The sequence below is a fragment of the Paractinoplanes ferrugineus genome (genome assembly GCF_016862195.1).
Taxonomy (GTDB): Bacteria; Actinomycetota; Actinomycetes; order Mycobacteriales; family Micromonosporaceae; genus Actinoplanes; species Actinoplanes ferrugineus.
In genome coordinates, this window is record NZ_BOMM01000047.1 from 122,226 (window position 1) to 146,155 (window position 23,930).

Genomic DNA, 23,930 nt, shown 5'->3' on the forward strand with positions numbered 1-23,930 from the left:
GGGGTGGACGAGCTCAGTCAGGCGCCGAACGGTCTGCCGGCCGACGACGCCGGTGATCAGAAACATGGAGAAACCTCTCGGAGTCGTACCATACGGAAGTCATACGGAAGTGATACGAGGAAGATAACATATGAGTTCCGTATTATCCGGTGAGGCCGATGACCGCCGCGGTCTTACGACGCAGATCAAGGCCGCGCTGCGAGACCTGCGTAACGAGCTGTCGATACTCAATCGGCAGGTCAGCGCTCGGATCGCCGTCAAGGACGGCGATCTGGACTGCCTCGATCTGATCACTCGGCACGGTCCGCTGAGCCCCTCCGGTCTGGCCCGCCTGGCCGGGGTCCACCCCGCCACCCTGACCGGCATCCTCGACCGGCTCGAGCGCGCCGGCTGGGTGGCTCGCGAGCGGGACGTTCAGGACCGCCGTGCGGTGCTGGTCCGTGCGCTGCCACAGCGCAGCCGTGAGGTGTTCCACCTGTACGCGGGGATGAACTCCGCGCTGGACGAGATCTGTGCCGGATACGACCAGAGCCAACTGGAAGTGGTCGCCGACTTCATGCGCCGGGCCGCCGACGCCGGGAAGAACGCGGCGCAGGAGCTTGCCGACGGCGAGCAAGCCGCTCACGGGAAGCCATCACCACCCTGACCGCGCTCACGCCGGTGTCGCGGCCCCGACCTGCGGCGAGCGCCGCGTTGATGACGTAGTTCGTGGGGCGCGAATCGGTTGTCCGCCGCGTCGTAGCTCCAGACGGTGAGCATGGGGCGGCCGGTCGGCCAGCACCGTCGGAAGGTCAAGGAAAGCCGTCTCTGGGCCGGCGGGGTTCGGGGGGTGCGTGCCCGGCTGACGGGACCGATCGGCGAGTCGGGTCATGACTTCCAGGTGAAGGAGTCGCCGGCGGTGTCGTGGATCGGGGTGGGGAGGGCGGGCGGGGTGCGGGAGAAGCGCGGCACCGCAGTGGGCTGACTGACGCCGGCGACCGAAGTGAAGGTGCCACGAGCGAGTGCCTGCGGGTGGCGGGCCGCTTCGTCGAGGTCGAGGACCGGGACCACACCGGCGTCGGTGTCCGCGAAGATCTTTGCCCACTCGTCGCGGTCGCGCGTGCGGAACGCGGCGGCCAGGCGGGCCTCCAACGCCGGCCAGGCGGCGAGGTCGTCGCGACCGGGCAAGGTGGCCGGGTCCAGGTCGAGGTTTTCCAGCAGTCGCGCATAGAGCGCGTCCTCGATGGCGCCGACCGCGACCCAGCCGCCGTCCGCACAGCGATAGGTGCGATAGAACGGTGCGGCCGTCACAGTGTGCACGCCCGGCGTCTCGCGCCAGCGCCGGCTCAGGCCGGCCAGCACCGCTGTGCCCTCGACGGCCGATGCGTCGACGACCTGGCCGCGGTCCGAGATCGCGCGCTCCCACAGCGCGGACAGGATGCCCACGACGAGGAACGTCGCGCCGCCCACGAAACTGCCCGGGTAATAGGGCGGCGGGGTCGCGGGGTCTGCGGTGTCGGGGTCCAGCAGCGCGCCCGACAACGCCAGGAAGGTGATGTCGTGCCCGGCCCGCGCGGCCCACGGACCGTCCTGACCCCAGGCGGTGACCCGGGCGTACACGAGTCTGGGGTTGAGTTTGTGAAGTTCTTCGGGGCCGGCTCCGAGGCGTTCGGTGACGCCGGGGCGGAAGCCGTCGATGACGACGTCGGCGGTCTCGGCCAGGCTCACCAGGGTGGCGAGGCCGGCGGGATCCTTGAGGTCGGCGGTGACGCGGCGGCGGTTGCGGCCGAGCGGATCGGCGGCCACGGCGGGCCGGCCGGGGCGGTCCACTCGCACCACGTCGGCACCGAGGTCTCCGAGCAGGGTGCCGGCGAAGGCGGCGGGCGCGGTGCCGGCGAGCTCGATGACACGTAGTCCGTGCAGGGGTCCGGTCAAGGCAGTCTCCTCGGGTCCGTCAGGCGTCTCGGCGACCTCACCGACGTTAGGGATTCACCGGCACCGGATCACTACGGGAATCCGTAGCCCCGGTGACGGCGAGGCCGAGCAGGGCGAGGGCGGCCGCCGCGACCGGAAGAAAGGTGACCGGGAGGCCGGCGGTGATGGCGGTGCCACCGAGTGCGGCACCGATCGCGGCGCCGAGATAGGTGGCGGAGCTGTTCGCGCCGACAGCGGCGGTGTCCGGGAGCAGCCGGTGCTGTTGCGGGACGACGAACGCCCATCCCGCCGCGCCCCACAATCCGCAGGCGACGAGGCCCCAGGGCGTACCGGCACCGGCGGCGAAGGCGACGAGCGCCGCCGCCAGCACGCCCAGCAGCAGCATCGCCAGCACCCGCGGGCGGCGCAAGCGGTCCGACACCGGACCGGCGGCGAGGCTTGCGGCCAGGCCACCGGCTCCCCAGACGCTCAGGTGCGCGACGGGATCACCGATCCCGCGGGTGGCGAGGACCGCCGCCAGGTAGGTGTAGGCGCCGAGGCTCGCCGTGGTCTGCAGCATCGTGGCGGCGACGACACGGGTCACCCGCCGGTCCCGCAGCACGGTCAACCGGGCTCGCAGTGGCGGCGGCACGTCCGGCCGCGCCGGCCGGCCGGCCGGGAGGACGAGCAGCAGCCCGGCCAGGGCCACCGCCCCGCAACCAGCGACCAGCCAGAACGCGGCCGACCAGGTGGAATGACGGCTGAGGAGCAGCCCGGCGGGGACGCCGGCGACCGACCCGGCGCTCAGTCCGGCCAGGACCCAGGACAGGGCGGTCCCGCGCCGTTCGGCGGGAACGAGTTCGGCGGCCGTGCCGGCGGCCAGTGGGGAGAGGACCCCGGCGGCCGCGCCGGCCCCGATCCGCATGACGAAAAGCACGGCCAGCGACGGGGCGAGCGCTCCGGCGGCATTGGCCAGCACGAACGCCGCCATGGCGCAGGCGAGGACCGTACGCCGCGGGCCGGTGAGCAGAACCGCGAAAGTGGGTGCGGCTACCGCGTAGGCGAGCGTGAACGCGGTCACCAACTGCCCGGCGGCAGCCGTCGAACTGCCGAACCGCGCGCTGATCGGCGCCAGCAGCCCGGCGGTCAGGTAGGCGTCGGCCCCGAGAGCGAACGTGCACAGCGCCAGTACGCCGATGCCCGCCACGGCACCGCCGGGCCGGTCAGCGGAGGGTGCCACGGGCCAGGTCGACGAGTTGTTCGGTGAGGGTGGTGACCGCCTTCCAATGGGCGTTCTCGTCGAGCGGAACGCCCGGGTACGTCGTGTCCACGACGAGGTATTCGGCACCGAGGTCGCGCAGCCGCGCCAGGTCCTCGTAGATCTGCGCGGGGGTGCCCTCCCCGGCGAGCCGGCCCGCCGGCAGGGCCGCGTCGGTGATCCGCAGTTTGATGCGCGGCGCCACCGGCGGGCCGCCCCGCGCCCGCAGGGCCGCCACCCCGGCGGCGATGGCCGGGACGGTCATCGAGGTCGGATGCCAGGCGGTGCCGTACCGCACCGCCCGCCGGAACGCGGCCCGGCTGGTTCCGCCGATCCACAGGGGCGGCCGCCGCAGCGGTACGGGCGCGGTGTGCACGTCGTGGAAGGTGAAGTGCTTTCCCTCGTACGTCGCGACCTCCCGCGTCCACAGCCGGGTCAGCGCCTCGAGGCCCTCGTCCATCAGCTCGCCTCGGCGCTCGTAGTCCAGGCCGAGCGCGGCGAATTCGCCGGGCGCCCAGCCGGCCGCGACGCCGAGGACGAGCCGGCCGCCGCTGAGCTGGTCCAGCGTCGCGGTGACACGGGCGGTCTGCAGCGGGTGCCGGTAGGGCAGGATCAGCACGGTGGTGCCGAGTTCGACCGTGCGGGTGAACCCGGCGAGCCACGACAGAGTGGTCAGCGGGTCGTAGAACGGCGCCGGGAACAGCCGCTGCACGTCCGGGGTGAGCGCGACGTGATCGGACATCATGATCAGATGGAAACCGGCGCCCTCGATGCGCTCGCTCCAGTCGCGCAGGCGTTGCGGGCTGGTGCCGGGTCCGAAGTTGGGCACGTTGATCCCGAATCTCACGCCGGCTCCCGCCCGGTTGCCGCCCCCGCCACCGGTACGGCCGCCGGGGTGGCCGGAGCGGACGCGGCGCCGGGTTCGGGGGCTCCGGCCGGGACCGCCGGTTTGCGGCGGACGAAGTAGACCGCGGCGAGGACCAGGGCGGCGCCGGCCAGGACGGGCCAGCCGAGCGGCTCGCCCAGCACGGCCGCGCCGAGCAGAACGGAGACGGGCGGGAACAGGTAGGTGACGGTGGACGCGATCGGCGCACCCTCCTGCACGATCAGCTGGAAGTTGAGGACGTACGCCAGCCCGGTGCACACCACGCCGAGCACGAGCAACCCGAGCACCGACCCGGCGCTCGGGTGGATCCGGTCCAGGCCGCCGAACGGCAGCGCGAGAAGCATGAGCACGGTGCCCGCCGTGAGCTGTCCGGCGGCCAGGGTCAGGGGCGGCAGCCGGCGCTTGGCGAGGAACCGGCCCATGTAGGCGAAGCTCGCGCCGAGACTGATCGTGCCGACGGCGAACGCTACGACACCACTGACGCTCGTCGTGTGGGCGGTCCAGGGAGCGGCGACCAGGACCGTACCGGTGAATCCGAGGAGCAGACCGAGCGCACGCCATCCGCCGAGCCGCTTCTCCTGGCCCCAGAGCAGCGCCACCGCGAGCGTCCACACCGGGGTGGTCGAGTTGACGACGCCCGCGACGCTGGACGAAGCGGTCCGCTCGCCCCAGGCGAACAGTGTCCACGGCAGCGCGTTGCCGAGGAAGGCGGCGACCAGCAGGTGGCCCCACAGGGCGGCCCCGCGCGGCAGCCGCAGACCCCGCGACCAGACGATGACCAGCAGCACCAGGGCGCCCAGAGCGAGGCGGGCGAAGACCATCTGGACGGGTGCGAAGCCATCGCCGGTGATCTTGATCCAGAGGAACACCGATCCCCAGATCAGGCCCAGTAATCCCAGCCTGAGCAGGCTCGTTCTCGACATGGGTCATCCTCTCGCGCCGGTGTCACGGGTACTTCCCCATCACATCCGGACACCAGGGGCGGGGTCCATCGAGAGAATCTAGGCGAGAACGTTAAGAGGTTCTTCATGGTGCGCCAGCGGGCGGGCGGCGTCGCTCAGTGCGCGCAGGACGGCGGCCAGGTGGGGCGCATGCTGACTCCCGCGACGCAGGACGGCGGTGATGTGTCGCGCCGGGCGGTCGGCCTCGAGGCGCCGCACGACGACGCCGGGCCGGGTGGCGACGCCGGCCAGGCGGGACACCAGGGCGACGCCGAGACCGAGCGAGACCGCGGTCATCACGCCTTCCCAGTCGCCGATGCTGTGCGCGACGTGCGGGGTGAATCCGGCGGCGGCGCAGGTGGCCAGCGACACGTCGAGGCAGGCGTCGGCGTGCGGCAGGATCCAGGGCTCCTGGGCGAGACCGGCCAGGTCGACGACCGGAGCGTGGGCCTGCGGGTGGTCGGCGGGCAGGGCCACGTCGAGTACGTCGGTCAGCAGCGGGCGGCGATGGAAGCGGCCGTCGGTCGCGGCCGGGCCCTGCTGGGTCTCGATGGTCAGCACGACGTCGAGGTCGCCGCGCAGCAGCAGGTCGACCGCCTCGGGGTGCTCGACCTCGACGATCCGCAGGCGTAGCCCGGGCGAGCTGTCGCGCAGCAGGTGCAGCGCCGGCAGGGCGAGGCCGGACAGGGTCGCCGCGAAGCCGCCCAGCGTGACCTCTCCGGTGGCGCCGCCGAGCGAGGCGGCCACCTCGGCCTGGGCCAGCTCGATGCGGGCCAGGATCTCGTCGGCGTGGTCGAGCAGGATCCGGGCGGCGTTGGTGAGCCGGACCCGGCGGCCGGCCTGCTCGATCAGCGGCACCCCGGCCTCCCGGCTGAGCGCGGCGAGCTGCTGCGAGACGGCGGAGGGGGTCAGGTGCAGGGCCTGCGCGGCGGCGGTGACGGTGCCGCACCGGCTGAGCTCGCGCAGCACGCGCAAGCGGCGGACATCCAGCTCGTGCATTACCCCAGGTTAACCGCCGGGCCGCCGAGCGCGGCACCTACGAGCTGTTCATGAAGCATTAAAATTGCCGTTACGTGATCCAGGACACACCGTTTGACGGTACGCACAGTCACCCATAAAGTCCGTATCCGTGACCGCCGCGCGGCGGTGGTTGATTGATCGTTTCCGGCACCCTCGCCGAGCACGGAGACATTCATCGTCGTCGACGAGCTGAGCAAGATTCAAAACGTTTCCGTGCGATTACCCAAAACGCCCTATTCTTGACGGCCGCACGGGGAGACAAGAATGCAGTTGTTCGCGGTGGAGATGTGTTTCAGCCCCGACGAGAATATGCGCCGGCGCTGTCAGAGCGCGCATCGCGACTATTGGCAGGCGCTCGCCGACCGGGGCGTACTCATGGGCGGTGGCCTCTGGCCCGACGGCAACGGCGGCCTGCTGGTCTGCCGCGCCGCGGACGAGCAGGCGGTGTGGGCCCTCGTCCGCGCCGACCCCTACGCGGTCGGCGGAGTGATCACCGAAGTCCAGGTCAGACGCTGGAACATCCTGATGGGTGAACGGTTGATGGACACGCCGGACCGGCCCCCCACCACCGTCACAGCGCCGGAGCCGACGCCCGCCCCGGGCGAGTGGGCGCTGACCCCGCATGAGCATCGCATCGCCCACCTGGTCCTCGACGGCCGGACCAACCGGGAGATCGCGACGCACTTACACGTATCGTCACGCGCCGTCGAGTTACACCTGACCAGCATGTATCGAAAACTCGGCATTGCGCGCCGGGCGCAGCTGGCTCGCGCGCTGACATTGAGCCCGCTGGCCGCCTGACCGCCCGGCCCCGCCCGGCCTCCCTTTATCGGGATGCCGGGCTTTCTTTTTGCCGCGGCGACTGCGGATTCCCGTAGTGCCCGCCCCAGCATCGACTATTTACGCTGGGCATATCAATTTCCGAGGAAGTCTCCGAGGGAGAACCCTGTGCCCGGAAATGCCGTCAATCAATTCGGAATCGTGGTCCCACCCGCGAACGCCGCCGTCGAGCCGGAAAGCCGGATCCTGCTGGGCGACAGCGCCGACATCCACACCTCCCGCTTCCCCGTGCTGCCCGGCCGGACCTTGCGCGAGCGGCTGGAGACGTACAACAAAGTGGTCGGCGAGACGCTCGGCGGGTTCGGGTCACTGCGCCGCGACGCCTCGCTGATCGCCTGCAGCGGCTCGCACTACCTGCTCGGCCCGGACGATGACCGGACGCTGGGCGAGCGGCTGAGCCGCGAGATGGGCCACCCGGTGGCCTCCGCGACGGTGGCGACCCTCGACCTGCTGGCCGCACTCGGCGACCGCCACATCACGCTCGTCTCGCCGTACGAGCCGTGGCTCACCGACCTGTCCGTGGGGTACTGGCAGGCGGCCGGGCTGACGATCGAGCGGGTCATCCCGGTCCGGGCCGGCGAGACCTTCTCCCCGTACGACGTCAGCACCGAGCAACTCGTCGAGCAGGTCGAGAAGGCGAAGCCCGGCAACAGCGGCACGTTCTTCGTCACCGGCACCGGCATGTTCACCCTCGCGGCGGTCGCCCGGCTCACCGCCGGCACCGATCGCACCGTCCTGACCTCCAACATCTGCCTGACCTGGTGGGGGCTGCGGCACTCGAGCAACCAGCCGGCGTTCCCGGCGGGCCCACTCGCCGACCTGGCCGCGCGGCGGGGCCTGTCGTGACCGGCGAGGTGCTGATCGCCGGGGCCGGGCCGGTCGGACTGGCCTGCGGGCTGACCCTGGCACGACACGGGGTCGCGGTCACCGTCCTGGAACGCGGCGCCGGCCTGTCCACCGCCTCGCGGGCCTCCACCTTCCACGCCGGCACGCTCGACCGGCTCGAGCCACTCGGGGTGGTACCGGAGCTGGTCGCCGCCGGCCTGACCGTGCCCCGCGTCCAGTGGCGCGACCTTGCCGGAACCGTGCTGGCCGAGATGGACCTGGCCGTGCTCGACGGGCTCACCCGGCACCCATACCGGCTGCACGCCGAGCAGACGGCGCTCACCCGGCTGCTCGCCGAACGCCTGCAGGCCCTTCCGCACGCCCGGATCCTCTTCGAGCACGAGGTCCACCGGACCAGCACCGTCGCGGGCGGCGTCGAGGTGACGGCCCGGACCCCGGACGGGCCGTACGTGTTCGCCGGCCGCTACCTGATCGCGGCGGACGGCGCGCACAGTGCCGTCCGGACCGCACTGGGTCTCGCGTTCCCCGGCACCAACTACCCGCACCAGGCCTTACGCGTCATCACGGAGAAGGCGCTCGACGAGGCCATCCCCGGGCTGGCCGCGCTGACCTACTACCGGGACGTGCGTCAGTCGTTCAGCGCGCTCGGCCTGCTCGACCACTGGCGGCTCATCTTCCGGGTGCCGCTCGGCGGCCGTGCCGCCGACGCCGCCGGGCTGCTGCGGCGCGGCCTGCCCGGGGTCGACGTACCCATCGCCGACGCGCACACCTATCCCGTGTCGCGCCGCCTGCTCGACAGCTACCGGCACGGTGCGGTGTTCTTCGCCGGCGACGCCGCGCACCTGACCTCCACCGCCGGCGGTCTCAACATGAACGCCGGCCTGCACGACGCCACCACCCTCGGCGACACCCTGGCCGAGATCCTGCGGGGCGCCGACGACGACCTCGCCACCCGGTGGGCCGACCGGCGGCGCTCGTCGCTCGTCGACGACGTGCTGCCGCAGAGCGAGAACCGCGCCCGCGGCGCCGACGGCACCGACCCCCGCGCGGCCGTCGCGGAGATCGTCCGGATCGCCGCCGATCCGGCCCTGACCCGCGACTATCTGGCCCGATCGTCCCTGCTCACCCCCCGACCCGTCGGCGTCTGAGGGCGCCCGGGACCACCGAACCACGGAAGGATCGCCGCGCCATGCGCATCTGGCTGCAGAAACACACCGTCGCCGGACGGTTGCCGCTGCTGGACAAGTGGTACGAGGCCCATCTGAACGCGATCATCGCGCCCGACACCACGATCGACATCCACACCCTGCCCGAGGGCACCTACGACGACGCCACTCCCTTCGACTACGTCGGCTTCGGCAATCTGGCGCTGCGCTTCAACGGCTACTTCGCCGAGACGGCGCTGACCGCCGAACGCGAGGGCTACGACGCGTGGATCATCGCCGCCGGCCAGGATCCGGGACTGCGCGAGGCGCGAACGCTCGCGACCATCCCGGCCCTGGGCTACACCGAGACCGCGACGTTCGTGGCCGCCATGCAGAACCACCGGTTCGGGGTGCTCGGCTTCATGCCGAAACTGCGCGAGCCGATCACCGACAACATCCACCGGCAAGGCCTGAGCCACCTGCTCACCTCGTACCAGATCGTGCGGGACGGCGCCGAGGCCGTGCGGCAGGCCCTCGACGGCAGCTTCGACCTGTTCCTGGACAGCTTCGGCCGCGCCGCCGAAGCGGCCGCCGAAGCCGGCGCCCAGCTGCTGATCCCGGCCGAGGGCATCCCCAACGAGATCTTCTGGCACCTCGGCATCCACGAGCTGCACGGCCTGCCGGTCGTCGATCCGGCGGGACTCGCGGTCAAGACCGCCGAACTGCTGGTGGGCGCGCACGGGCTCGGCATCCTCGGCCGCACCGCCGCCGGCTACTGGTTCCGCCGGCCGGAACCGCGGGTCAGCGACCACGTGGAACGCGTCTTCCAAGGCCACCTGATCGGAAGGGCATGACCATGACCAACTTCTCCGTTCCCACCAGCTACGCGAGCGACAGCAACGCCGGCGCCTTCCCGCTGCACCGGCCGCGCCGGCTGCGCCGGACCCCCGCGCTGCGCCGCCTCGCCGCCGAGACCACCGTGCGACCGAGCAACCTCGTCCAGCCGCTGTTCGTGCGGGAGGGACTGACCGAACCGCGGCCCATCGCCTCGATGCCCGGCGTGCTCCAGCACACCCGCGACACCCTGCGCAAAGCGGCGGCCGAGGCGGTCGCGGCCGGCGTCGGCGGACTGATGATCTTCGGTATCCCCCTGGTCAAGGACGGCACCGGCAGCGGCGCCTCGGACCCCGAGGGCATTCTCCAGGTCGCGCTGCGCGACGTGGTGGCCGAGGTCGGCGAGCAGACCGTCGTCATCGGCGACATCAACCTCGACGAATACACGACGCACGGCCACGTCGGCGTGCTCGGGCCGGACGGCGACGTCGACAACGACGCCAGCCTGCAACGCTTCGCCGAAGTGGCGGTCGCCCAGGCCGACGCGGGCGCGCACGTGGTCGCACCCAGCGGCATGATGGACGGCCAGGTACGCCACATCCGCGCCGCGCTCGACCGGGCCGGGCACCAGCAGGTCGCGATCCTGGGCTACTCGGCCAAGTACGCGTCCAGCTTCTACGGCCCGTTCCGTGACGCGGTCGAGTCGTCGCTGACCGGCGACCGCAAGTCCTACCAGCAGAACCCGGCCAACCTGCGGGAGTCGCTGCGCGAGGTCGCGCTCGACCTGACCGAGGGCGCGGACATGGTGATGGTCAAACCCGCCTCGTACTACCTGGACATCGTGCGGCTGCTCGCCGACGCCGTCGACGTGCCGGTCTCCGCCTACCAGGTGTCCGGCGAGTACGCGATGGTCGAGGCCGCGGCGAAGCAGGGCTGGATCGACCGGGACAGCGCCGTGGTGGAGAGCCTCACCTGCCTGTACCGGGCCGGAGCCACGGTCCTGATCACCTACTGGGCCACCGAATTCGCGGCCAAGCTGCCGCGCTGACCGACCAGCGGACGGAACCTGTGATGTCGCTACCTGCGAATCAAGCCCACCTGGTCGTCGTCGGCCTCAGCCACGCGACCGCCCCCGTCGACCTTCTCGAACGGGTCAGCCTGCCCGACGAGAACGCCACCGCCCTGATCCAGCGCGTCCGCACCGAGGCCGACGCCGACGGCGCCATGCTGCTGTCCACCTGCGGCCGGACCGAGCTCTACGCCGAGCTCAGTCCCGGCTCGACGGCCGCCGACCGGCTCCCCGGCCTGCTGGCCGACCTGAGCGGCCAGCGCCTCGAGACGCTCCGCCCGCATCTCTACGTCCACACCGCCGAGCAGGCCGTACGGCACCTGTTCACGGTCACGTCCGGCCTGGACTCGGTCGTCATCGGCGAGGATCAGATCCTCGGCCAGGTCAAGGACGCCCTGCAACGGGCGCAGCAACTCGACGCCTCGGGGCAGGCCCTGCACCGCATGGTGCAGAGCGCACTGCAGACCGGCAAGCACGTCCGCACCAGCACAGGCCTGAACAAGGCCGGCCGCGACCTGGCCACCGCCGGGATCGACCGGTTCGAACGGCACGTCGGCTCGCTGGCCGGCCGGCACGCGCTGATCGTCGGGGCCGGCTCGATGGCCGCCGTCGTCGCGGCCGCCCTGCGCCGCGCCGGGGTCGAACGCTTCGACGTGGCCAACCGCACGCCCGAACGCGCCCAGCACCTGGCCGACACCGCCGGCGGACGCGGCGGCACACTGCAGGACATCCCGCGCCTGCTCGCGGCCGCGGACGTCGTCGTGACCTGCGCCGGCGGCACCGACATCGTGCTCGACGCCGCGACCGTACGGCGGGTGATGGCCGGCCGCCCGGACCGGACACTGTTCGTCCTCGACCTCGCGTTGCCGCGCAATGTCGAGGCCGGCGTGGCCGCGATAGCGGGAGTGCGCTTCGTCGATCTCGACGCGCTGGCCTCCGGCGAGCCCGGTCCCGCGCCGTCGGACGACGTCCGGGCCGCCACCGACCTCGTCACCACCGCGGTCGACGAGTTCATGGCCGGCCAGCGGATCGCCCGGGTCGGCCCGGTCCTGGCGGCCATGCACAGTTCGGCCCGTACGGCCCTGACCGCGGAGCTGACCCGGCTGGTGCACCGCGTGCCGAGCCTCGACGAGCAGGCCCACGACGAGATCGCCCGAGCCCTGCGCCGCGTCGTCGACAAGTTGCTGCACCAGCCGAGCGTGCGCGCCCGGCACCTGGCCGCGCTCCCGCACGGCGACGTCTACCTCGGCGTGCTCGGCGAACTGTTCGCGCCGGCCGACACCGCCGACACCGTCGACAAGAGCGAGGTACTGGTATGAACGACCTGTCCGCCCTGTGGAACGCGTCCTCGGTGGCCGTGGTCGGTGCCACCGAACGGCCCGGCGCACTGGGCCGCAAGCCGGTCGACTACCTGCAGCGCTACGGCTACGCGGGCCGCATCCTGCCGATCAACCCGAAGTCGCCGACGATCCTCGGGCTCGACGCCTACCCCAATGTGCGGGCGGCGCCCGGGCCCGTCGACCTGGCCCTGATCATGGTGGGGGCCGAACGGGTGCCCGACGCGGTGGCCGACTGCGCCGCCGCGGGCGTGCCGGTCGCGATCATCGCGTCGTCCGGCTTCGCCGAGACCGGCCCCGAGGGTGCCGCCCTGCAGGCCGAGGTGGTCGCCCGGGCCAGAGCCGGCGGGGTCCGCCTGATCGGGCCCAACTGCATCGGCGCGGTCGGCTTCCACCACCGCGTGCTGGCCACGTTCAGCCCCCTGTTCATGGCCGAGTCGGTGCCGTTCGAGCCCGGTGGCCTGGCCGTGGTCAGCCAGAGCGGCGCGCTCGGCTTCGGGGTGGCCAGCCTCGGTCTCGAACGCGGCCTGCGTCCCGGCTGGGTGGTGAGCACCGGCAACGACGCCGACGTCACCGCCGTCGAGGTGCTGCGGGCGCTCGCCGCCGAACCGGACTGCACCGGCCTGCTCGCCTATCTGGAGACGGTGCCGGACGCGGACGCCCTGCGCGAGCTGGCCGCCGCCGGCAAACCCGTGGCGCTGCTCAAGTCCGGTCGCAGCGCCGCGGGCAGCCGAGCCGCCGCCTCGCACACCGGCGCGCTCGCCACCGACGACCGGGTGCTCGACGGTGCCCTGCGCCAGTACGGCATCTTCCGCGCCCACGACGTCGACGAACTGCTCGACGCCGGCCGCGCGTTCAGCGGGCCGCACCGCCCGCGCGGCCGCCGCATCGCGGTGGTCACCACCTCGGGTGGTTCCGGCATCCTGGCCGCCGACGCCATCGCCGAGCAGGCCCTGGAACTGGCGCCGCTGGGCGAGGCCACCCGCGCCGAACTGGCCGGGATCGTGCCGGCGTTCGGGTCGGCGGAGAACCCGGTCGACATCACCGCCACCGTGCTGAGCGACCCGAGCCTGCTGGACCGCTCGCTCGACGCGGTCGCTCGCGACGACACCGTCGACCTGATCATCGGCTGCTTCTGCGTGATGGCCGGCGCCGACGTCGACAAGGCCGTCACCAGCTTCGGCCGGGTCGCCACCGAGTACGGCAAGCCGGTGCTGGTCGCGCGGACCGGGGCGGACTTCCTCGCGCCGGACGCGGCCGACCAGTTGCGCGCGGCGGGCCTGCCGGAGTTCCCCTCCCCCGGCCGGGCCGTGCGGGCGGCGGCCGCCCTCGCGCTCACCGGGTCCGGCGCGGGCCGCCGCCCACCGGCGGCCGTGGACCCGTACGCCGTGGCGCAGCCCGCCGCCGACGCCGACGAGCCGCGGCTCAAATCGCTGCTCGCCGCGGCCGGGGTTCCCGTGCCGGCCGGCCGGGTGGTGGCGGACGCCGCGGCGGCAGGCCAGGCTGTCGCCGGGTTCGGTGGCACGGCCGTGCTCAAGGCGGTCGTGCCCGGCCTGTTGCACAAGACCGAGGCCGACGGGGTCGCCCTCGGCGTCGGCACCGAGCAGGCCGCCTGGGTCTTCGCCCGGCTCGCCGGGCTGGGCGGCGACGTCCTGGTCGAGCAGCAGGCACCCGACGGAGCCGAAATGATCGTCGGCGTGCGGTCCACGCCGCTCGGCAACGTGCTCACCGTCGGGCTCGGCGGGATCTTCGCCGAGGCACTGGACGACGTCGCCTGCCGGCTGCTGCCGCTGCGCACCGGCGACGCCGCCGAGATGCTCGACGAACTGCGCGGGGCGCGCGTGCTCGACGGTGTGCGCGGGCGAGCGCCCGGCGATCGCGCGGCGCTCGCCGATCTGCTCGACACGCTGTCCGCGTTGACGGCCGGGTGGCGCGGCTTCGAACTCGATCTCAACCCGATTCGGGTGCTGCCCGAGGGCGTTCTCGTGCTGGACGCGGCTTATACGCGTACGAAAGAAAGTGGGGCCGACGCATGACCACCGCAACCGTGACCCGTTCGCAGGAGCTCTTCGACCGGGCGCGCGCCGTCGTTCCCGGCGGCGTCAATTCACCGGTACGCGCGTTCGGCGCGGTCGGCGGCACACCGACGTTCATGTCCTCGGGCGACGGGGCCTGGCTGACCGACGCCGACGGGCGCCGCTACCTCGACCTGGTCTGCTCGTGGGGACCGCTGATCCTGGGCCACCGGCACCCGGCGGTGACCGAGGCCGTCCTGGCCGCGGTGCGGCAGGGCACGTCGTTCGGCACCCCCACCGAGGGTGAGGTGACCCTCGCCGAGGAGATCACGCGGCGGGTGGCACCGGTGGAGATGGTCCGCCTGGTCTCCTCGGGCACCGAGGCGACCATGTCGGCGATCCGGCTGGCCCGCGGTTTCACCGGCCGCCGCAAGATCGTCAAGTTCGCCGGTTGCTACCACGGGCATGTGGATGCGCTCCTGGTACAGGCCGGCTCGGGAATCGCCACGCTCGCCCTGCCGGACAGCCCCGGAGTCACCGGCGCCACCGCCGAGGACACGATCGTGCTGCCCTACAACGACCTCGCCGCCGTGGCCGCGACGTTCGCCGCCGCCGGGGACGAGATCGCCGCCGTCATCACCGAAGCGGCGCCGGGCAACATGGGCGTGGTGCCACCGGCGCCGGGCTTCAACGCCGGCGTGCGCGAGCTGTGCACCCGGCACGGCGCTCTGCTGATCTCCGACGAGGTGATGACCGGATTCCGCGCCGCCGCGGCCGGGCACTGGGAACTCGACGGCGCCGTCGAAGGATGGCAGCCGGACCTGCTGACCTTCGGCAAGGTCATGGGAGGCGGCTTTCCCGCCGCCGCGTTCGGCGGACGCGCCGACGTGATGGCGCGGCTGGCTCCCGACGGGCCCGTCTACCAGGCGGGCACCCTCTCGGGCAACCCGGTCGCGACCGCCGCCGGGCTCGCCACCCTCCAAGCGTGCACGCCGCAGGTGTACGCGCACCTGAATCGGACCGCCGACGCCGTCGGGAACCTGGTCACGGCGGCCTTGACGGCGCACGGGGTCGCCCACCGCGTGCAGCGGGCCGGCACCCTGTTCTCGGTCTTCTTCACCGACGCGCCGGTCACCGATTACGCGGCCGCCCGGGCCACCGAGACGTTCCGCTACCCGCCGTTCTTCCACACCCTGCTCGATCGGGGCGTCTATCTGCCACCGTCGCCCTTCGAGTCCTGGTTCGTCTCGGCCGCCCACGACGACAAGGCCCTCGATCTGCTGGCGTCGGCGCTCCCCGCCGCCGCCCGCGCCGCGGCAGCGGCTGGTGATCACTCGTGACCACCGTCTACACCGCCGAGGTCGTGTCGGACGGGGACGGCCGCAACGGGATCGTGCACAGCGACGACGGCCGGCTGGACCTGAAACTGACCGCGCCCGGGGCGCCCGGCGGCACCAACCCGGAGCAGCTCTTCGCCGCCGGCTACGCCGCCTGCTTCCACAGTGCGCTGCGTCTGAGCGCGCGCGAGGCCGGCATCACGCTGCCGGACAGCCGCGTGCACGCCACCGTCCGGCTGCTTCGCGGTGATGACGGATATCGGCTCGCGGCGGAGCTTGTCGCCGAGCTGCCCGGCACCCCCACCGAAGTGGCCGACCGGCTCGTGCAGCAGGCGCACGGCCGTTGCCCGTACTCCCGCGCCGTGGCCGGCAACATCGAGGTCATCGTCCGGCAGGAAGGCCCGGCACGCTGACCGCGAGGGCCGGCGGCGCGATGTGCTGGGCTGCCGGTGCGGCGGGCGGCTTGAGGTGCCGGCGGCGACCGCCTGACGGACCGGTGGCGGTCCGTCAGGCGGTCGGGGCTGGATCAGAAGTACGCCGTCTTGGTCTTCGAGTAGGTCGTGTACTGGTTGCCCGGGTAGAAGGTGGATCCGGACACGGTGACCTGAACGTTGTTGAACCCGTAGCTGGAGACGAGGTCGCCGGTGAACGTCTCGCAGTTCTGATAGCTCACGGTGTGGGCGGCGGTGGCGGTTCCGCCCTGGAGAACCACGCGCGCCGTCGGATAGGTGCTCTGCCCGCAGAGTGTCACCGAGTAGCTTGCCTGGGTGCTTCCCGCCGTTCCGGTCACGGTGCCGGTTGCGGTGCCCAGGGACTGGCTGTCGTTGTAGCCGCCTTTGACCGAGACGGTGAACGAGGCGGTGGCCGCCTGGGCGCCGGCCGCGGGGAGGGTGGCCACCAGGGCCACGCCGGCGGCGCCCGCCGCCACCAGGCGGACGAAGCGGGAGGAACGGATCTGCGGCATACCTACTCCAGACATGAGGACGGACGTGCGATCACCACGGGTAGTCGATCGCAAACCCGATGTTAGGCCGACTGAAACTCGGAAAGCACGGGCCGACACCGAGACTTTCCGATGGACGAACAACGCACGACTGCATTGTCGTACCTCAATGTCGTGATTTACACGAATCGTGCTGAATGCATAGCGTCGCTTTGGGTCGCCGTGCGGTTAGGTGAACTGCCGAACAGCGACACAAGCCTTGCAAAGCCGCATTTAGCACAAGGGGCCATCAGTTCAAATCCGTCAGTCCGGCAAATTGACGGCGACCTGCGCAAATACAGTTCACCGTTGATGGGGGTCACGCGCGTCGACGGCGGAAAGATCAGGCTGTCGAAGTCGACGATCGGCCGGACCCGGCGCGACTTCGGCCCAACCCCACCGCGCCGAGACGTTCGAGCTGTCCACCGACCGCCGGCGCTCATTGCCGCGCCGCCCTCGGCCAGATCGCGCATCCGTCCTCGCCGCCGCCGGCGCACGGATCATTGCGGGCAACGCCATGGGGCCTGCCTCGAACGCCGTGTCCATCCGCGACAACGTCCCGGTCGGTGGTTCGCCGGCCGGCACGGAGCGGACTCTTGCCGGTTACTTCCTCGTCGAGGCCTCGGATCTGGACCATGCGGTCTGGATAGGTCGCCTGGTTCCCGTCAACGACGGAGGGGTCGAGGTCCGGCCGGTCGTCACATCCTGACACGGCGCGGTGCGCAACCGGACCTCTGTCGCGGGGCCCCGATCGCGGCGATGCCGAGGTCCACCAACCGGACACCGATCCGAAACCGCCCGCCGTCCGGCTCCCGTAAAGATCAGCCGGATCCGGCGACAGCTCAGGGACGCCTACAGTCCTGAAGCCGGAGTCGACGGGCTGCCCCGGAAGCTCGAAAGAATGTCCCTCGAATTGGACTTTTCTACTCCAGTCTCGGCGTGATGTCCGCGATGGGCGACGTCGACCAGGCCGCACTTGTCAGCGTCACGCATTATCACGTACGGCTGTGCTGGATTATTCTTGAGCCCTCCGTTCTGCGGGAACGCGAAATCAGGAGATCGACGTACCTCTCTACGGTGCATAGGCCCGCACCGCGCTCTGATCGGTGGTGAGCAGGCGCCCGCCCGCGACGACGACGTGCTGCCGGGGGGCGATGGCGAGCCCCTTGGTGGCGACCGGTCTGCCGTCGGTGGCGGAAAGGACGGCCACGGCTCCGGTCCCGGTTGTCACATAGAGCAGGCCCCCGGCACGTACGGGCATGGCGGGTGCGTTCAGAGCCCGGCTCCAGACCAGCCGCCCGGTCCTCGCGTCGTACGTGTTGACCCGCTGCACCGAGGCGACGTAGACCCGCCGCCCGTCGGTGGCCAGGTCGCCGGCCTCCTTCGCGACCTGCCAGAGGGTCCGCCCGTCGACGGCCGAGCGGGCGCAGAGACCGCCGCCGTCGCCGATGTAGAAGACGGCCGGCTCGGCGGCGTACGCGGTGATCGCCTGATCGGTGCCCCAGACCGGCGCACCGGTGGTGATCCGGGACGCCCAGGTTTCGGCGCTGCCGGTGCTGCGCCGCAACAGGATCAGCCCGCCGGCCGAGACCGGGCCGGCGAGCGACTCGTTCCGGTGGGTCCAGAGTGGCTTGCCGTCGGTCAGGCGGTACGCGACGGTGCCGCGCCGGGCGTCGTCACACGTGGCGCAGGCGCCGGAGACGACGACGGTGCTCGCGTCGGCGACGACCGCGTCCAGTGTCCACGGGCCGGTGCGCTGCCAGCGCCGTGCACCGGTCGCGGCGTCCAGCGCGATCAGGGTGCCGTCGTAGTCGCTGCTCGACCCGCATTTCGTGCCGGCCACGAGGACCAGCCCACCGGCGACCAGCGGGCCGGCGCTGACCTGGCTGAACCCGGTCTGCCGCCACAGCGGTTTCCCGGTCGCGGCCTGGTAGGCGCCCACTCCCCCGCCGTCGCGCAGGAAGATCCGGTCGCCGACCACTCGGGGGGCGATCGGGTCGGCGCCGCAGCCGGGCCGGCCGAGCGCGGGCCGTACGGTCCAGCGCAGCGCGAGCCGGCCGATCGAGGAGGCGTTGACCACCGATTCGGCCGGGTTGTAGCGGGTGTTGCCCGGCCCGTAGCCGTCCTGTCCCCAGGCCGCGGGCGGTGGCCCGGCCACAGCGGCACCAGGCACCAACATGGCCAGTGATAGCGCAATAAGACCGACTTTTCGCATGTGTGCATGATGGGTGGCCAGGACCGGGGTACGCGGGTGACGACACGGCGATGCCCCTAAAGCCGTACATAGCGGCGCGGATACCCCTCTATCGGGACCACGGTGGTGTCAAATCTGATCCGGAGGTGGTTCCCTTGCTGATCGGCGCGTCGATCGCAGCTGACAAGATCCCTTTTTACGAGCCGCTGTTTCCCCGTAACGACATCATGCGGATCTTCCCGGTCGACGTACGACTGGGTCACGCCGACCTGAAGGTCTTCCCCGACTGGTCCGACAAACGCCTTGCCTACTGCGAGCGCAAGGGCACCATCCCGTTCCTGAGCAGCAAGGTCGACGGCAACCCGGCCGGCCTCGAACGGATCCGCCAGCAGTTGGAGGACATGCCCGGCTGGCTGCGCGACAACCCCTCTATGCAGGTGTTCGTCACCGACCGGCACGAGCCCGAGGACGACCTGGAACGGGACGGACACCCCGAGGACCGCGCGGTCGCCTACCGGGCCAACTTCGCCAAGTACCTGCACATGATCGAGCACCTGAGCCCCCGGATCCGCGCCAAGGTCCGCTGCGGCCCGGTACTGATGCAGTACTGGACGGAGCACAAGGGCAAGTTCGAATACGAGACGTACGACCCGGGCACCGGTGACTTCTTCGGCGTCGACTGCTATGTGGACGCCGGCACCGACAAATGGGTGATGAGCCCGCAACGGCTGCCGAAGCCGGCGGACTTCCTCAAGCACATCAAGGCGTACGCGCATGGCCCGGCCGACGCCCGCCCGCGGGTCTTTCCCGAACTGGGCCTGATCGGCATGCCCGACGACCACGACGGCAAGGCCCGCGCCACCTGGCTGCGCGCCGTGCACGACGAGGTCTCCACCTGGCATCCCGGCACGCCGGGCTGGAAGCAGCGCTGGAGCTTCGCCGGCTGGATCTGGTGGAACCAGACCGGCAAGAACACCGGCCCGGTCCACCTCATCGGCGGGCGCCGCGACTTCGCCCTCGACGACCGGACCGTCGACGCGCACACCGTCGTCAAGCTGAACCCGCCCCGGCCGCTGCAGGCGTTCAACGCGATCCGGGAGGCCGAACACCCGGCCCGCCCGCGCACCGCCGCCCCCGAACCCGCCGCGGTGAACCAGTAACGAGTCGGACCGTGCACATCAGGAGGCGGGCAGGATGCCGGCATCGTCGAGGGTGACCGAGTTGCGGGTGCACGGGGTGGGCGGGGCGGCGCCGGAAGCGCTGCTCGGGACGGCGGCCCACCGGCAGATCTGGGGAGACCGGATCGCCGGTTTCTACGCCGCCGACGCCGAGCAGCGGGGACGGACGGTCGAGGCGTACTGCTGGGGTGGCTTGACCTCGCGGAGCAGCACCCGGGTGTTGTGGGTGCTGCTGTTCCCGTTCATGCTGGCCAACCTCGCCGGCTGGACCTGCTCGGCGCGGACCCGGGCCGACCGGTGGGCATTCGCGGCACACCGGGCCTGCGCGCGCCTGGCCGCACTGGGCATCACCCTCAACCTCCTGCTGATCGCGGCGCTGGGTGGCATCGACCTGTGGGCGTTCCAGTTCGGCCGCCGCGAGGTCGGCGACACCGCGCCGATGTGGGAGAGGATCGTCCACGCCCCGCTCGGCGGATCGGCCGCCGGTCCCCGGGTGGTGAACGGGGCCGGCGTCGTCGTGGCCGTACTGCTGGTGCTCTGGCTGCTGTCGCGGCAGGCCCGCCACCGCTACGAGGAGGTCACCCCGGTCGATCCGGCGGGCCGGCGTTACCGCGGCAGCGCCGCGGCCCTGCCGGGCGGCGCGACCGATCCGCAGTTCTTCAACGGTGCGGCTACCGTTCGCCGGTTGGGGCTTCTGCACGTCGGTGCTGGGCTTGCCTGGCTGGCCGACGTGCTGGCCTGGCTGGCCGACAAGCCGATCGGGCATCCGCTGGTGATCGGCGCGGCCGCACTGCTCGGATGCGCGATCATTCTGCTCGCCGTGGAATCCGGCGGGGAATGGCTGGTCTTTCCGCTTGTCGTGGCGGCGGCGCTGCTGGCGTGCACTGCCGCCGGGTACGCCTGGCACGCCGGCCCCGGGGCGGAGGGCACCCGTCCGAATGTCGAACACATGCACGGGATCGCGGTCGAGACGTTCTGGCTGATCGTCGCCCTGGTGCTGGTGCGCTTCCCGGTCCTTGCCACGATCGGCCTCCTCCGGCTCGCGGGACTCCGGCGCGGCGCGGCGGACAAGACGGTCCCGCCGGCGCGGCTGCGCTGGCCGGCGGCGCCGTTGTGCGTAGCCGTACTCGGCATGCTCAGCGTCAACGTCGCCGGCCTGGGCTGCCTGGTCACCACGGCGACGTCGCTCGGTCTTCCCCAGGAGGCGGTGTTCGACGGGCTACGCGACCAGATCCCGTGGCTCACCCTGGCGCCGGTAGCCGTCGGCATCGTATTCCTGGTGGTCGAATTGATCCGGTACGCCGCGGCCGGGAACCTCCGCGGCACCTCACCGGTTCTCGGCGAATACGCCGGCCGGTCGCACGCCACCCCGGCTCCGCCGCCGCCCCTGGACGCCTGGCGCTGTAACGCTCTACCGATCGACGGCATCTGCGAAGGCGAACGTGAACGCCGGATGCGGTGGGTCCGTTCCCTCGCGCGCGCCCGGAAAGTCGCCGGCTTCGCGCCGGACGTCCGCTATCTGCTTGTCGGTCTCGTGGCTGTCGCCGCCGCGGTTCTCGCCGGGATCCAGTCGGAGATCGACGGGACGACGCCGAGGTTGCCGACCTTGGCCGACGGTTTCGCCGTCTGGCTGGCCGGGCTGATTCCGCTGGCCGGAGTGGCGCTGCTGAGGTGGGGCTGGGGTCGCCCGGACGCCCGCCGGTGGCTGGGAGTGCTCTGGGACGTGGGTACGTTCTGGCCGCGCTCGTTCCACCCGTTCGCACCGCCGTGCTACACCGAGCGCGCGGTGCCGGACCTGCAGCGCCGCATCCGCTGGCTCAACGACAACGGCCACCGGGTCATCGTCGTCTCGCACAGCCAGGGCAGCGTCCTGGCCGCTCTGGCCCTCGTCCAGCAACCGGCCGGCCAGCCGACGTTGGTGACGTTCGGATCGCCGCTGATGAAGCTGTACGGGTGGGCGTTCCCCGCCTACATCGATGCCACGGTGCTGGATCGCGTACGAGTGTGGCGCAATTTCTCCTACCCGACCGACTACATCGGCGGACCGGTCGGACGCGACGGCGTCGACGTCGCGCTGCCCGACCCGGACTCCGCCTGGTACGTCGCCGGCGAGCCGATGCCGCGAATGCGACGGCACACCGGCTACTGGTCGGACGAGGCGATGTGGTCCGAGATCGACAGGCTGGCCGCGGAGCCCCGCCGAGCCAGGGCCACGGCATGACCTGCCGAAATCAGCGGCGTGTCACAGCTTGCGGCAAGGGCTTGGGTCCTCCGGGGCGCAAATGGTGAGGTTCACGTCGAAGGTCTTGCGATAGGCGAGGCCGTTCATGCGGTAGCGCACGGTTATGCCGTGCAGTTCCGAGGTGTGCGTGGGAACGGGGAACTCGAAGACCACCTCGACGCTTTCCTCCTCGGTCTGCGGCGCGATCCGATAGTTCGTCACCTCGTGGCGAGGAGGTATTTTCCAGGCTGCCGGCAGCGGCAGGGCGTAGCCGCTCACCGCGCCGGTGCCGAGCAGGGCCACCCGGTCCGGGCCCCACAGGTACGGGGCGGTCGTCGGCTCGAGGCTCTGCGGGTTGCCGGCGAGAGTGACCTCGTGGAGAACGATGTCGTTCTTCGTCGGATTGTGCAGCACCAGCGAACCCCAGAGCAGGCCTGACTGCGACGGTTCGGTGCGCGCCCGCAACTCCTCGAAGTTGGTGCCCTCCAACGGCCCGGCCCGCAAGGGCGCACTGCTGGATCCCCGGCCGGTCAGCCACAGCACGCCGGCCGCGGCGAGCGCGCAGGCGAGTACGGCGGCAGCGGCGATCACGAGTTTCCGGCGACGGGGGGCACCCCCCGGGACATCGTCCCGGGGGGTGCCAGCAACCTGATCCGTCACGCGACTTCCCGCGTCTTGGCCACGCCGGTGTACCACCGGCCCTTGTACCCGCAGATGTTGAATCCTGAGGAGTCGCCCTTGTAGCCGACCGTCACACCCGAACTCCAGGTCTGGGACAGCTTGAGGTTTCCGCCCACCGCGTTGCCGAAGCCGAAGGAGCCGGTGTACGTCGAGGTCTTGTCCTTGGCGACGCTGATCTCCATGTTGCCGCCGATGGTGTTCTTGTAGGACGCGCTGCAGGAGAACGGCGTCCACAAGCGACGGTTGGAGTTGCCGGTGAAGCCCTTCGGGCGGTACTCGGTGTATCCCGACCACCACTTCGCGCCCGTCTGACGGTTCTGGCACCACACGTCGTACATGTTGAAGCCGTAGCTGACGTACCACTCGGCCCGGGTGTTCTTCGCGATGGTGCCCTTGATGGTCGCCGTCGTGGTGGCGCCCTTGGTCATGCCCAGCGTGGTCACCAGGCTGCCCTTGCGGTTGGTCACACCGACCTCGAGGCTGGTGTTCTTGGAGGTGCGGTACTCCCAGGTGCCGGTGGTGTGCGAGCCGGTGGCCTGGTCGGAGACGGTCACGTTGGCGCCGATCACGTCCTTGCTCTTCTTGCGCATCCAGTGGTTCCCGCCGCACCACACGTCCGGGTCGTACGTCTTGCCGGAGGCGGAGACCTGGGCGTTGGCGGCGGCCACGGACGCGTCGTAGGTCGGCAGGTCGGTGCGTGCCGTGCCGGTCGCCTCGATCGGGGCACCGGTGGCGCAGATCATGCCGGTCGGGCACTGGCTCCCGGTCTCGACGGCGGCGGTGTTCGTCACCTCCTCCGGCTCGACCTGGGTGGAGACCAGGTCGAATTCGGGGCGGCCGTTCGGCGCCGCCTCCATCGCCGACAGGCTCGACTGGCGCTCCTCGGTGTCACCGTCGGCGGCCACGTCGTCGGCGAACGGCCTCATGACGCCGTCGTCGCCGATCGTGACCCGGCTGCGGTAGAAGACCTGCCCGTGGTCGGTGGGCGCGGTGAGCACCAGGGAGATCAGCCCGTCGGCGTCCTTGGCCGCGAGCAGGGTCGCCGGGTCGGCGATCCAGGTGTAGAAGGTGCCGTCCTCGAAGGACCAGCTCCAGCCGACCTCGGTCGGCTCGATCTCCGCACCGGCCGGCAGCGCGAGCAGCTGCTCGGCGGTCGGCTCCACGGAGACCGTGATGAGCGTGTCGGCGATGGGTTCGCCGGACGGTGTGCGAAGCGTTCCGGTCAAGGTCGGCGCGACGGTGTCGTCCGCGTG

At 71.5% G+C, this 23,930-nt stretch carries 22 protein-coding genes; 13 read left to right on the forward strand and 9 right to left on the reverse strand.

The window, feature by feature from the left end:
* Positions 1 to 130 precede the first annotated feature (130 nt).
* Positions 131 to 646: a MarR family transcriptional regulator gene (locus tag Afe05nite_RS24985; protein ID WP_203819626.1), complete on the forward strand. Its 516-nt coding sequence runs from the start codon at positions 131 to 133 to the stop codon at positions 644 to 646.
* A gap of 221 nt (positions 647 to 867) precedes the next feature.
* Here Afe05nite_RS24985 and Afe05nite_RS24990 read toward each other — a convergent pair whose 3' ends face one another.
* The 5 genes from Afe05nite_RS24990 to Afe05nite_RS25010 all read right to left on the reverse strand — a co-directional run bounded on the left by Afe05nite_RS24990 (position 868) and on the right by Afe05nite_RS25010 (position 5,977).
* Entirely contained in the window at positions 868 to 1,914 is a 1,047-nt protein-coding gene (locus Afe05nite_RS24990) for a CaiB/BaiF CoA transferase family protein (protein WP_203819627.1), read from the reverse strand.
* A 46-nt stretch (positions 1,915 to 1,960) separates the two neighbouring features.
* On the reverse strand, positions 1,961 to 3,133 hold the full coding sequence (locus Afe05nite_RS24995) for an MFS transporter (protein WP_203819628.1): 1,173 nt from the start codon (positions 3,131 to 3,133) through the stop codon (positions 1,961 to 1,963).
* Positions 3,117 to 3,998 (reverse strand): TIGR03619 family F420-dependent LLM class oxidoreductase, encoded by an 882-nt coding sequence (locus Afe05nite_RS25000; RefSeq protein WP_203819629.1) that lies wholly within the window; start codon positions 3,996 to 3,998, stop codon positions 3,117 to 3,119. Before Afe05nite_RS25000 ends, Afe05nite_RS24995 begins: the two co-directional genes overlap by 17 nt.
* On the reverse strand, positions 3,995 to 4,960 hold the full coding sequence (locus Afe05nite_RS25005) for a DMT family transporter (RefSeq protein WP_203819630.1): 966 nt from the start codon (positions 4,958 to 4,960) through the stop codon (positions 3,995 to 3,997). Before Afe05nite_RS25005 ends, Afe05nite_RS25000 begins: the two co-directional genes overlap by 4 nt.
* A gap of 78 nt (positions 4,961 to 5,038) precedes the next feature.
* On the reverse strand, positions 5,039 to 5,977 hold the full coding sequence (locus tag Afe05nite_RS25010) for a LysR family transcriptional regulator (RefSeq protein ID WP_203819631.1): 939 nt from the start codon (positions 5,975 to 5,977) through the stop codon (positions 5,039 to 5,041).
* Positions 5,978 to 6,262: 285 nt separating this feature from the next.
* On the opposite strand from Afe05nite_RS25010, the gene Afe05nite_RS25015 reads away from it, so the two are divergent.
* From Afe05nite_RS25015 to Afe05nite_RS25055, 9 genes are all read left to right on the forward strand, one after another.
* Complete coding sequence (locus Afe05nite_RS25015) at positions 6,263 to 6,799, forward strand: LuxR C-terminal-related transcriptional regulator (RefSeq protein ID WP_203819632.1); 537 nt, start codon at positions 6,263 to 6,265, stop codon at positions 6,797 to 6,799.
* Positions 6,800 to 6,979: 180 nt separating this feature from the next.
* Positions 6,980 to 7,684, forward strand: a complete 705-nt coding sequence (locus Afe05nite_RS25020) for a maleate cis-trans isomerase family protein (RefSeq protein WP_203819633.1) — start codon at positions 6,980 to 6,982, stop codon at positions 7,682 to 7,684.
* Complete coding sequence (locus tag Afe05nite_RS25025) at positions 7,681 to 8,832, forward strand: FAD-dependent oxidoreductase (protein ID WP_203819634.1); 1,152 nt, start codon at positions 7,681 to 7,683, stop codon at positions 8,830 to 8,832. The genes Afe05nite_RS25020 and Afe05nite_RS25025 overlap by 4 nt, the downstream gene beginning before the upstream one ends.
* A 41-nt stretch (positions 8,833 to 8,873) precedes the next feature.
* Positions 8,874 to 9,683, forward strand: a complete 810-nt coding sequence (locus Afe05nite_RS25030; protein ID WP_203819635.1) for an aspartate/glutamate racemase family protein — start codon at positions 8,874 to 8,876, stop codon at positions 9,681 to 9,683.
* 2 nt (positions 9,684 to 9,685) lie between these two features.
* Positions 9,686 to 10,711 (forward strand): porphobilinogen synthase, encoded by a 1,026-nt coding sequence (hemB, locus tag Afe05nite_RS25035; protein WP_203819636.1) that lies wholly within the window; start codon positions 9,686 to 9,688, stop codon positions 10,709 to 10,711.
* A 23-nt stretch (positions 10,712 to 10,734) separates the two neighbouring features.
* Positions 10,735 to 12,051 (forward strand): glutamyl-tRNA reductase, encoded by a 1,317-nt coding sequence (hemA, locus tag Afe05nite_RS25040; RefSeq protein ID WP_203819637.1) that lies wholly within the window; start codon positions 10,735 to 10,737, stop codon positions 12,049 to 12,051.
* A complete protein-coding gene (locus tag Afe05nite_RS25045; RefSeq protein ID WP_203819638.1) occupies positions 12,048 to 14,105 on the forward strand; it encodes an acetate--CoA ligase family protein in 2,058 nt (685 codons plus the stop codon). The genes hemA and Afe05nite_RS25045 overlap by 4 nt, the downstream gene beginning before the upstream one ends.
* Positions 14,102 to 15,424, forward strand: coding sequence for a glutamate-1-semialdehyde 2,1-aminomutase (gene hemL, locus Afe05nite_RS25050; RefSeq protein ID WP_203819639.1), 1,323 nt, complete (start codon positions 14,102 to 14,104; stop codon positions 15,422 to 15,424). The genes Afe05nite_RS25045 and hemL overlap by 4 nt, the downstream gene beginning before the upstream one ends.
* Positions 15,421 to 15,834: an Ohr family peroxiredoxin gene (locus tag Afe05nite_RS25055; protein ID WP_203819640.1), complete on the forward strand. Its 414-nt coding sequence runs from the start codon at positions 15,421 to 15,423 to the stop codon at positions 15,832 to 15,834. The genes hemL and Afe05nite_RS25055 overlap by 4 nt, the downstream gene beginning before the upstream one ends.
* Before the next feature lie 113 nt (positions 15,835 to 15,947).
* Here Afe05nite_RS25055 and Afe05nite_RS25060 read toward each other — a convergent pair whose 3' ends face one another.
* Positions 15,948 to 16,385: a hypothetical protein gene (locus tag Afe05nite_RS25060; protein WP_203819641.1), complete on the reverse strand. Its 438-nt coding sequence runs from the start codon at positions 16,383 to 16,385 to the stop codon at positions 15,948 to 15,950.
* A gap of 535 nt (positions 16,386 to 16,920) precedes the next feature.
* Here Afe05nite_RS25060 and Afe05nite_RS25065 point away from each other — a divergent pair.
* A complete protein-coding gene (locus Afe05nite_RS25065; RefSeq protein WP_203819642.1) occupies positions 16,921 to 17,112 on the forward strand; it encodes a YciI family protein in 192 nt (63 codons plus the stop codon).
* Between the two features lie 363 nt (positions 17,113 to 17,475).
* Here Afe05nite_RS25065 and Afe05nite_RS25070 read toward each other — a convergent pair whose 3' ends face one another.
* Positions 17,476 to 18,561, reverse strand: a complete 1,086-nt coding sequence (locus Afe05nite_RS25070) for an outer membrane protein assembly factor BamB family protein (protein WP_203819643.1) — start codon at positions 18,559 to 18,561, stop codon at positions 17,476 to 17,478.
* 182 nt (positions 18,562 to 18,743) lie between these two features.
* Here Afe05nite_RS25070 and Afe05nite_RS25075 point away from each other — a divergent pair, with 182 nt between their 5' ends.
* Positions 18,744 to 19,757, forward strand: coding sequence for a hypothetical protein (locus Afe05nite_RS25075; protein ID WP_203819644.1), 1,014 nt, complete (start codon positions 18,744 to 18,746; stop codon positions 19,755 to 19,757).
* A 34-nt stretch (positions 19,758 to 19,791) separates the two neighbouring features.
* Positions 19,792 to 21,996, forward strand: a complete 2,205-nt coding sequence (locus Afe05nite_RS25080) for a hypothetical protein (protein ID WP_203819645.1) — start codon at positions 19,792 to 19,794, stop codon at positions 21,994 to 21,996.
* A gap of 21 nt (positions 21,997 to 22,017) precedes the next feature.
* Here Afe05nite_RS25080 and Afe05nite_RS25085 read toward each other — a convergent pair whose 3' ends face one another.
* A complete protein-coding gene (locus tag Afe05nite_RS25085) occupies positions 22,018 to 22,587 on the reverse strand; it encodes a hypothetical protein (protein WP_203819646.1) in 570 nt (189 codons plus the stop codon).
* Positions 22,588 to 22,652: 65 nt separating this feature from the next.
* Positions 22,653 to 23,903: a hypothetical protein gene (locus Afe05nite_RS25090; RefSeq protein WP_203819647.1), complete on the reverse strand. Its 1,251-nt coding sequence runs from the start codon at positions 23,901 to 23,903 to the stop codon at positions 22,653 to 22,655.
* Between the last annotated feature and the right edge of the window lie 27 nt (positions 23,904 to 23,930).

Coding starts and splice junctions, on each gene's coding strand:
- Afe05nite_RS24985 (WP_203819626.1), top strand. CDS start 131: ATGAGTTCCGTATTATCCGGTGAGGCCGATGACCGCCGCGGTCTTACG.
- Afe05nite_RS25005 (WP_203819630.1), bottom strand. CDS start 4,960: ATGTCGAGAACGAGCCTGCTCAGGCTGGGATTACTGGGCCTGATCTGG.
- Afe05nite_RS25010 (WP_203819631.1), bottom strand. CDS start 5,977: ATGCACGAGCTGGATGTCCGCCGCTTGCGCGTGCTGCGCGAGCTCAGC.
- Afe05nite_RS25015 (WP_203819632.1), top strand. CDS start 6,263: ATGCAGTTGTTCGCGGTGGAGATGTGTTTCAGCCCCGACGAGAATATG.
- Afe05nite_RS25030 (WP_203819635.1), top strand. CDS start 8,874: ATGCGCATCTGGCTGCAGAAACACACCGTCGCCGGACGGTTGCCGCTG.
- hemB (WP_203819636.1), top strand. CDS start 9,686: ATGACCAACTTCTCCGTTCCCACCAGCTACGCGAGCGACAGCAACGCC.
- hemA (WP_203819637.1), top strand. CDS start 10,735: ATGTCGCTACCTGCGAATCAAGCCCACCTGGTCGTCGTCGGCCTCAGC.
- Afe05nite_RS25045 (WP_203819638.1), top strand. CDS start 12,048: ATGAACGACCTGTCCGCCCTGTGGAACGCGTCCTCGGTGGCCGTGGTC.
- hemL (WP_203819639.1), top strand. CDS start 14,102: ATGACCACCGCAACCGTGACCCGTTCGCAGGAGCTCTTCGACCGGGCG.
- Afe05nite_RS25060 (WP_203819641.1), bottom strand. CDS start 16,385: ATGCCGCAGATCCGTTCCTCCCGCTTCGTCCGCCTGGTGGCGGCGGGC.
- Afe05nite_RS25065 (WP_203819642.1), top strand. CDS start 16,921: ATGGGGCCTGCCTCGAACGCCGTGTCCATCCGCGACAACGTCCCGGTC.
- Afe05nite_RS25080 (WP_203819645.1), top strand. CDS start 19,792: ATGCCGGCATCGTCGAGGGTGACCGAGTTGCGGGTGCACGGGGTGGGC.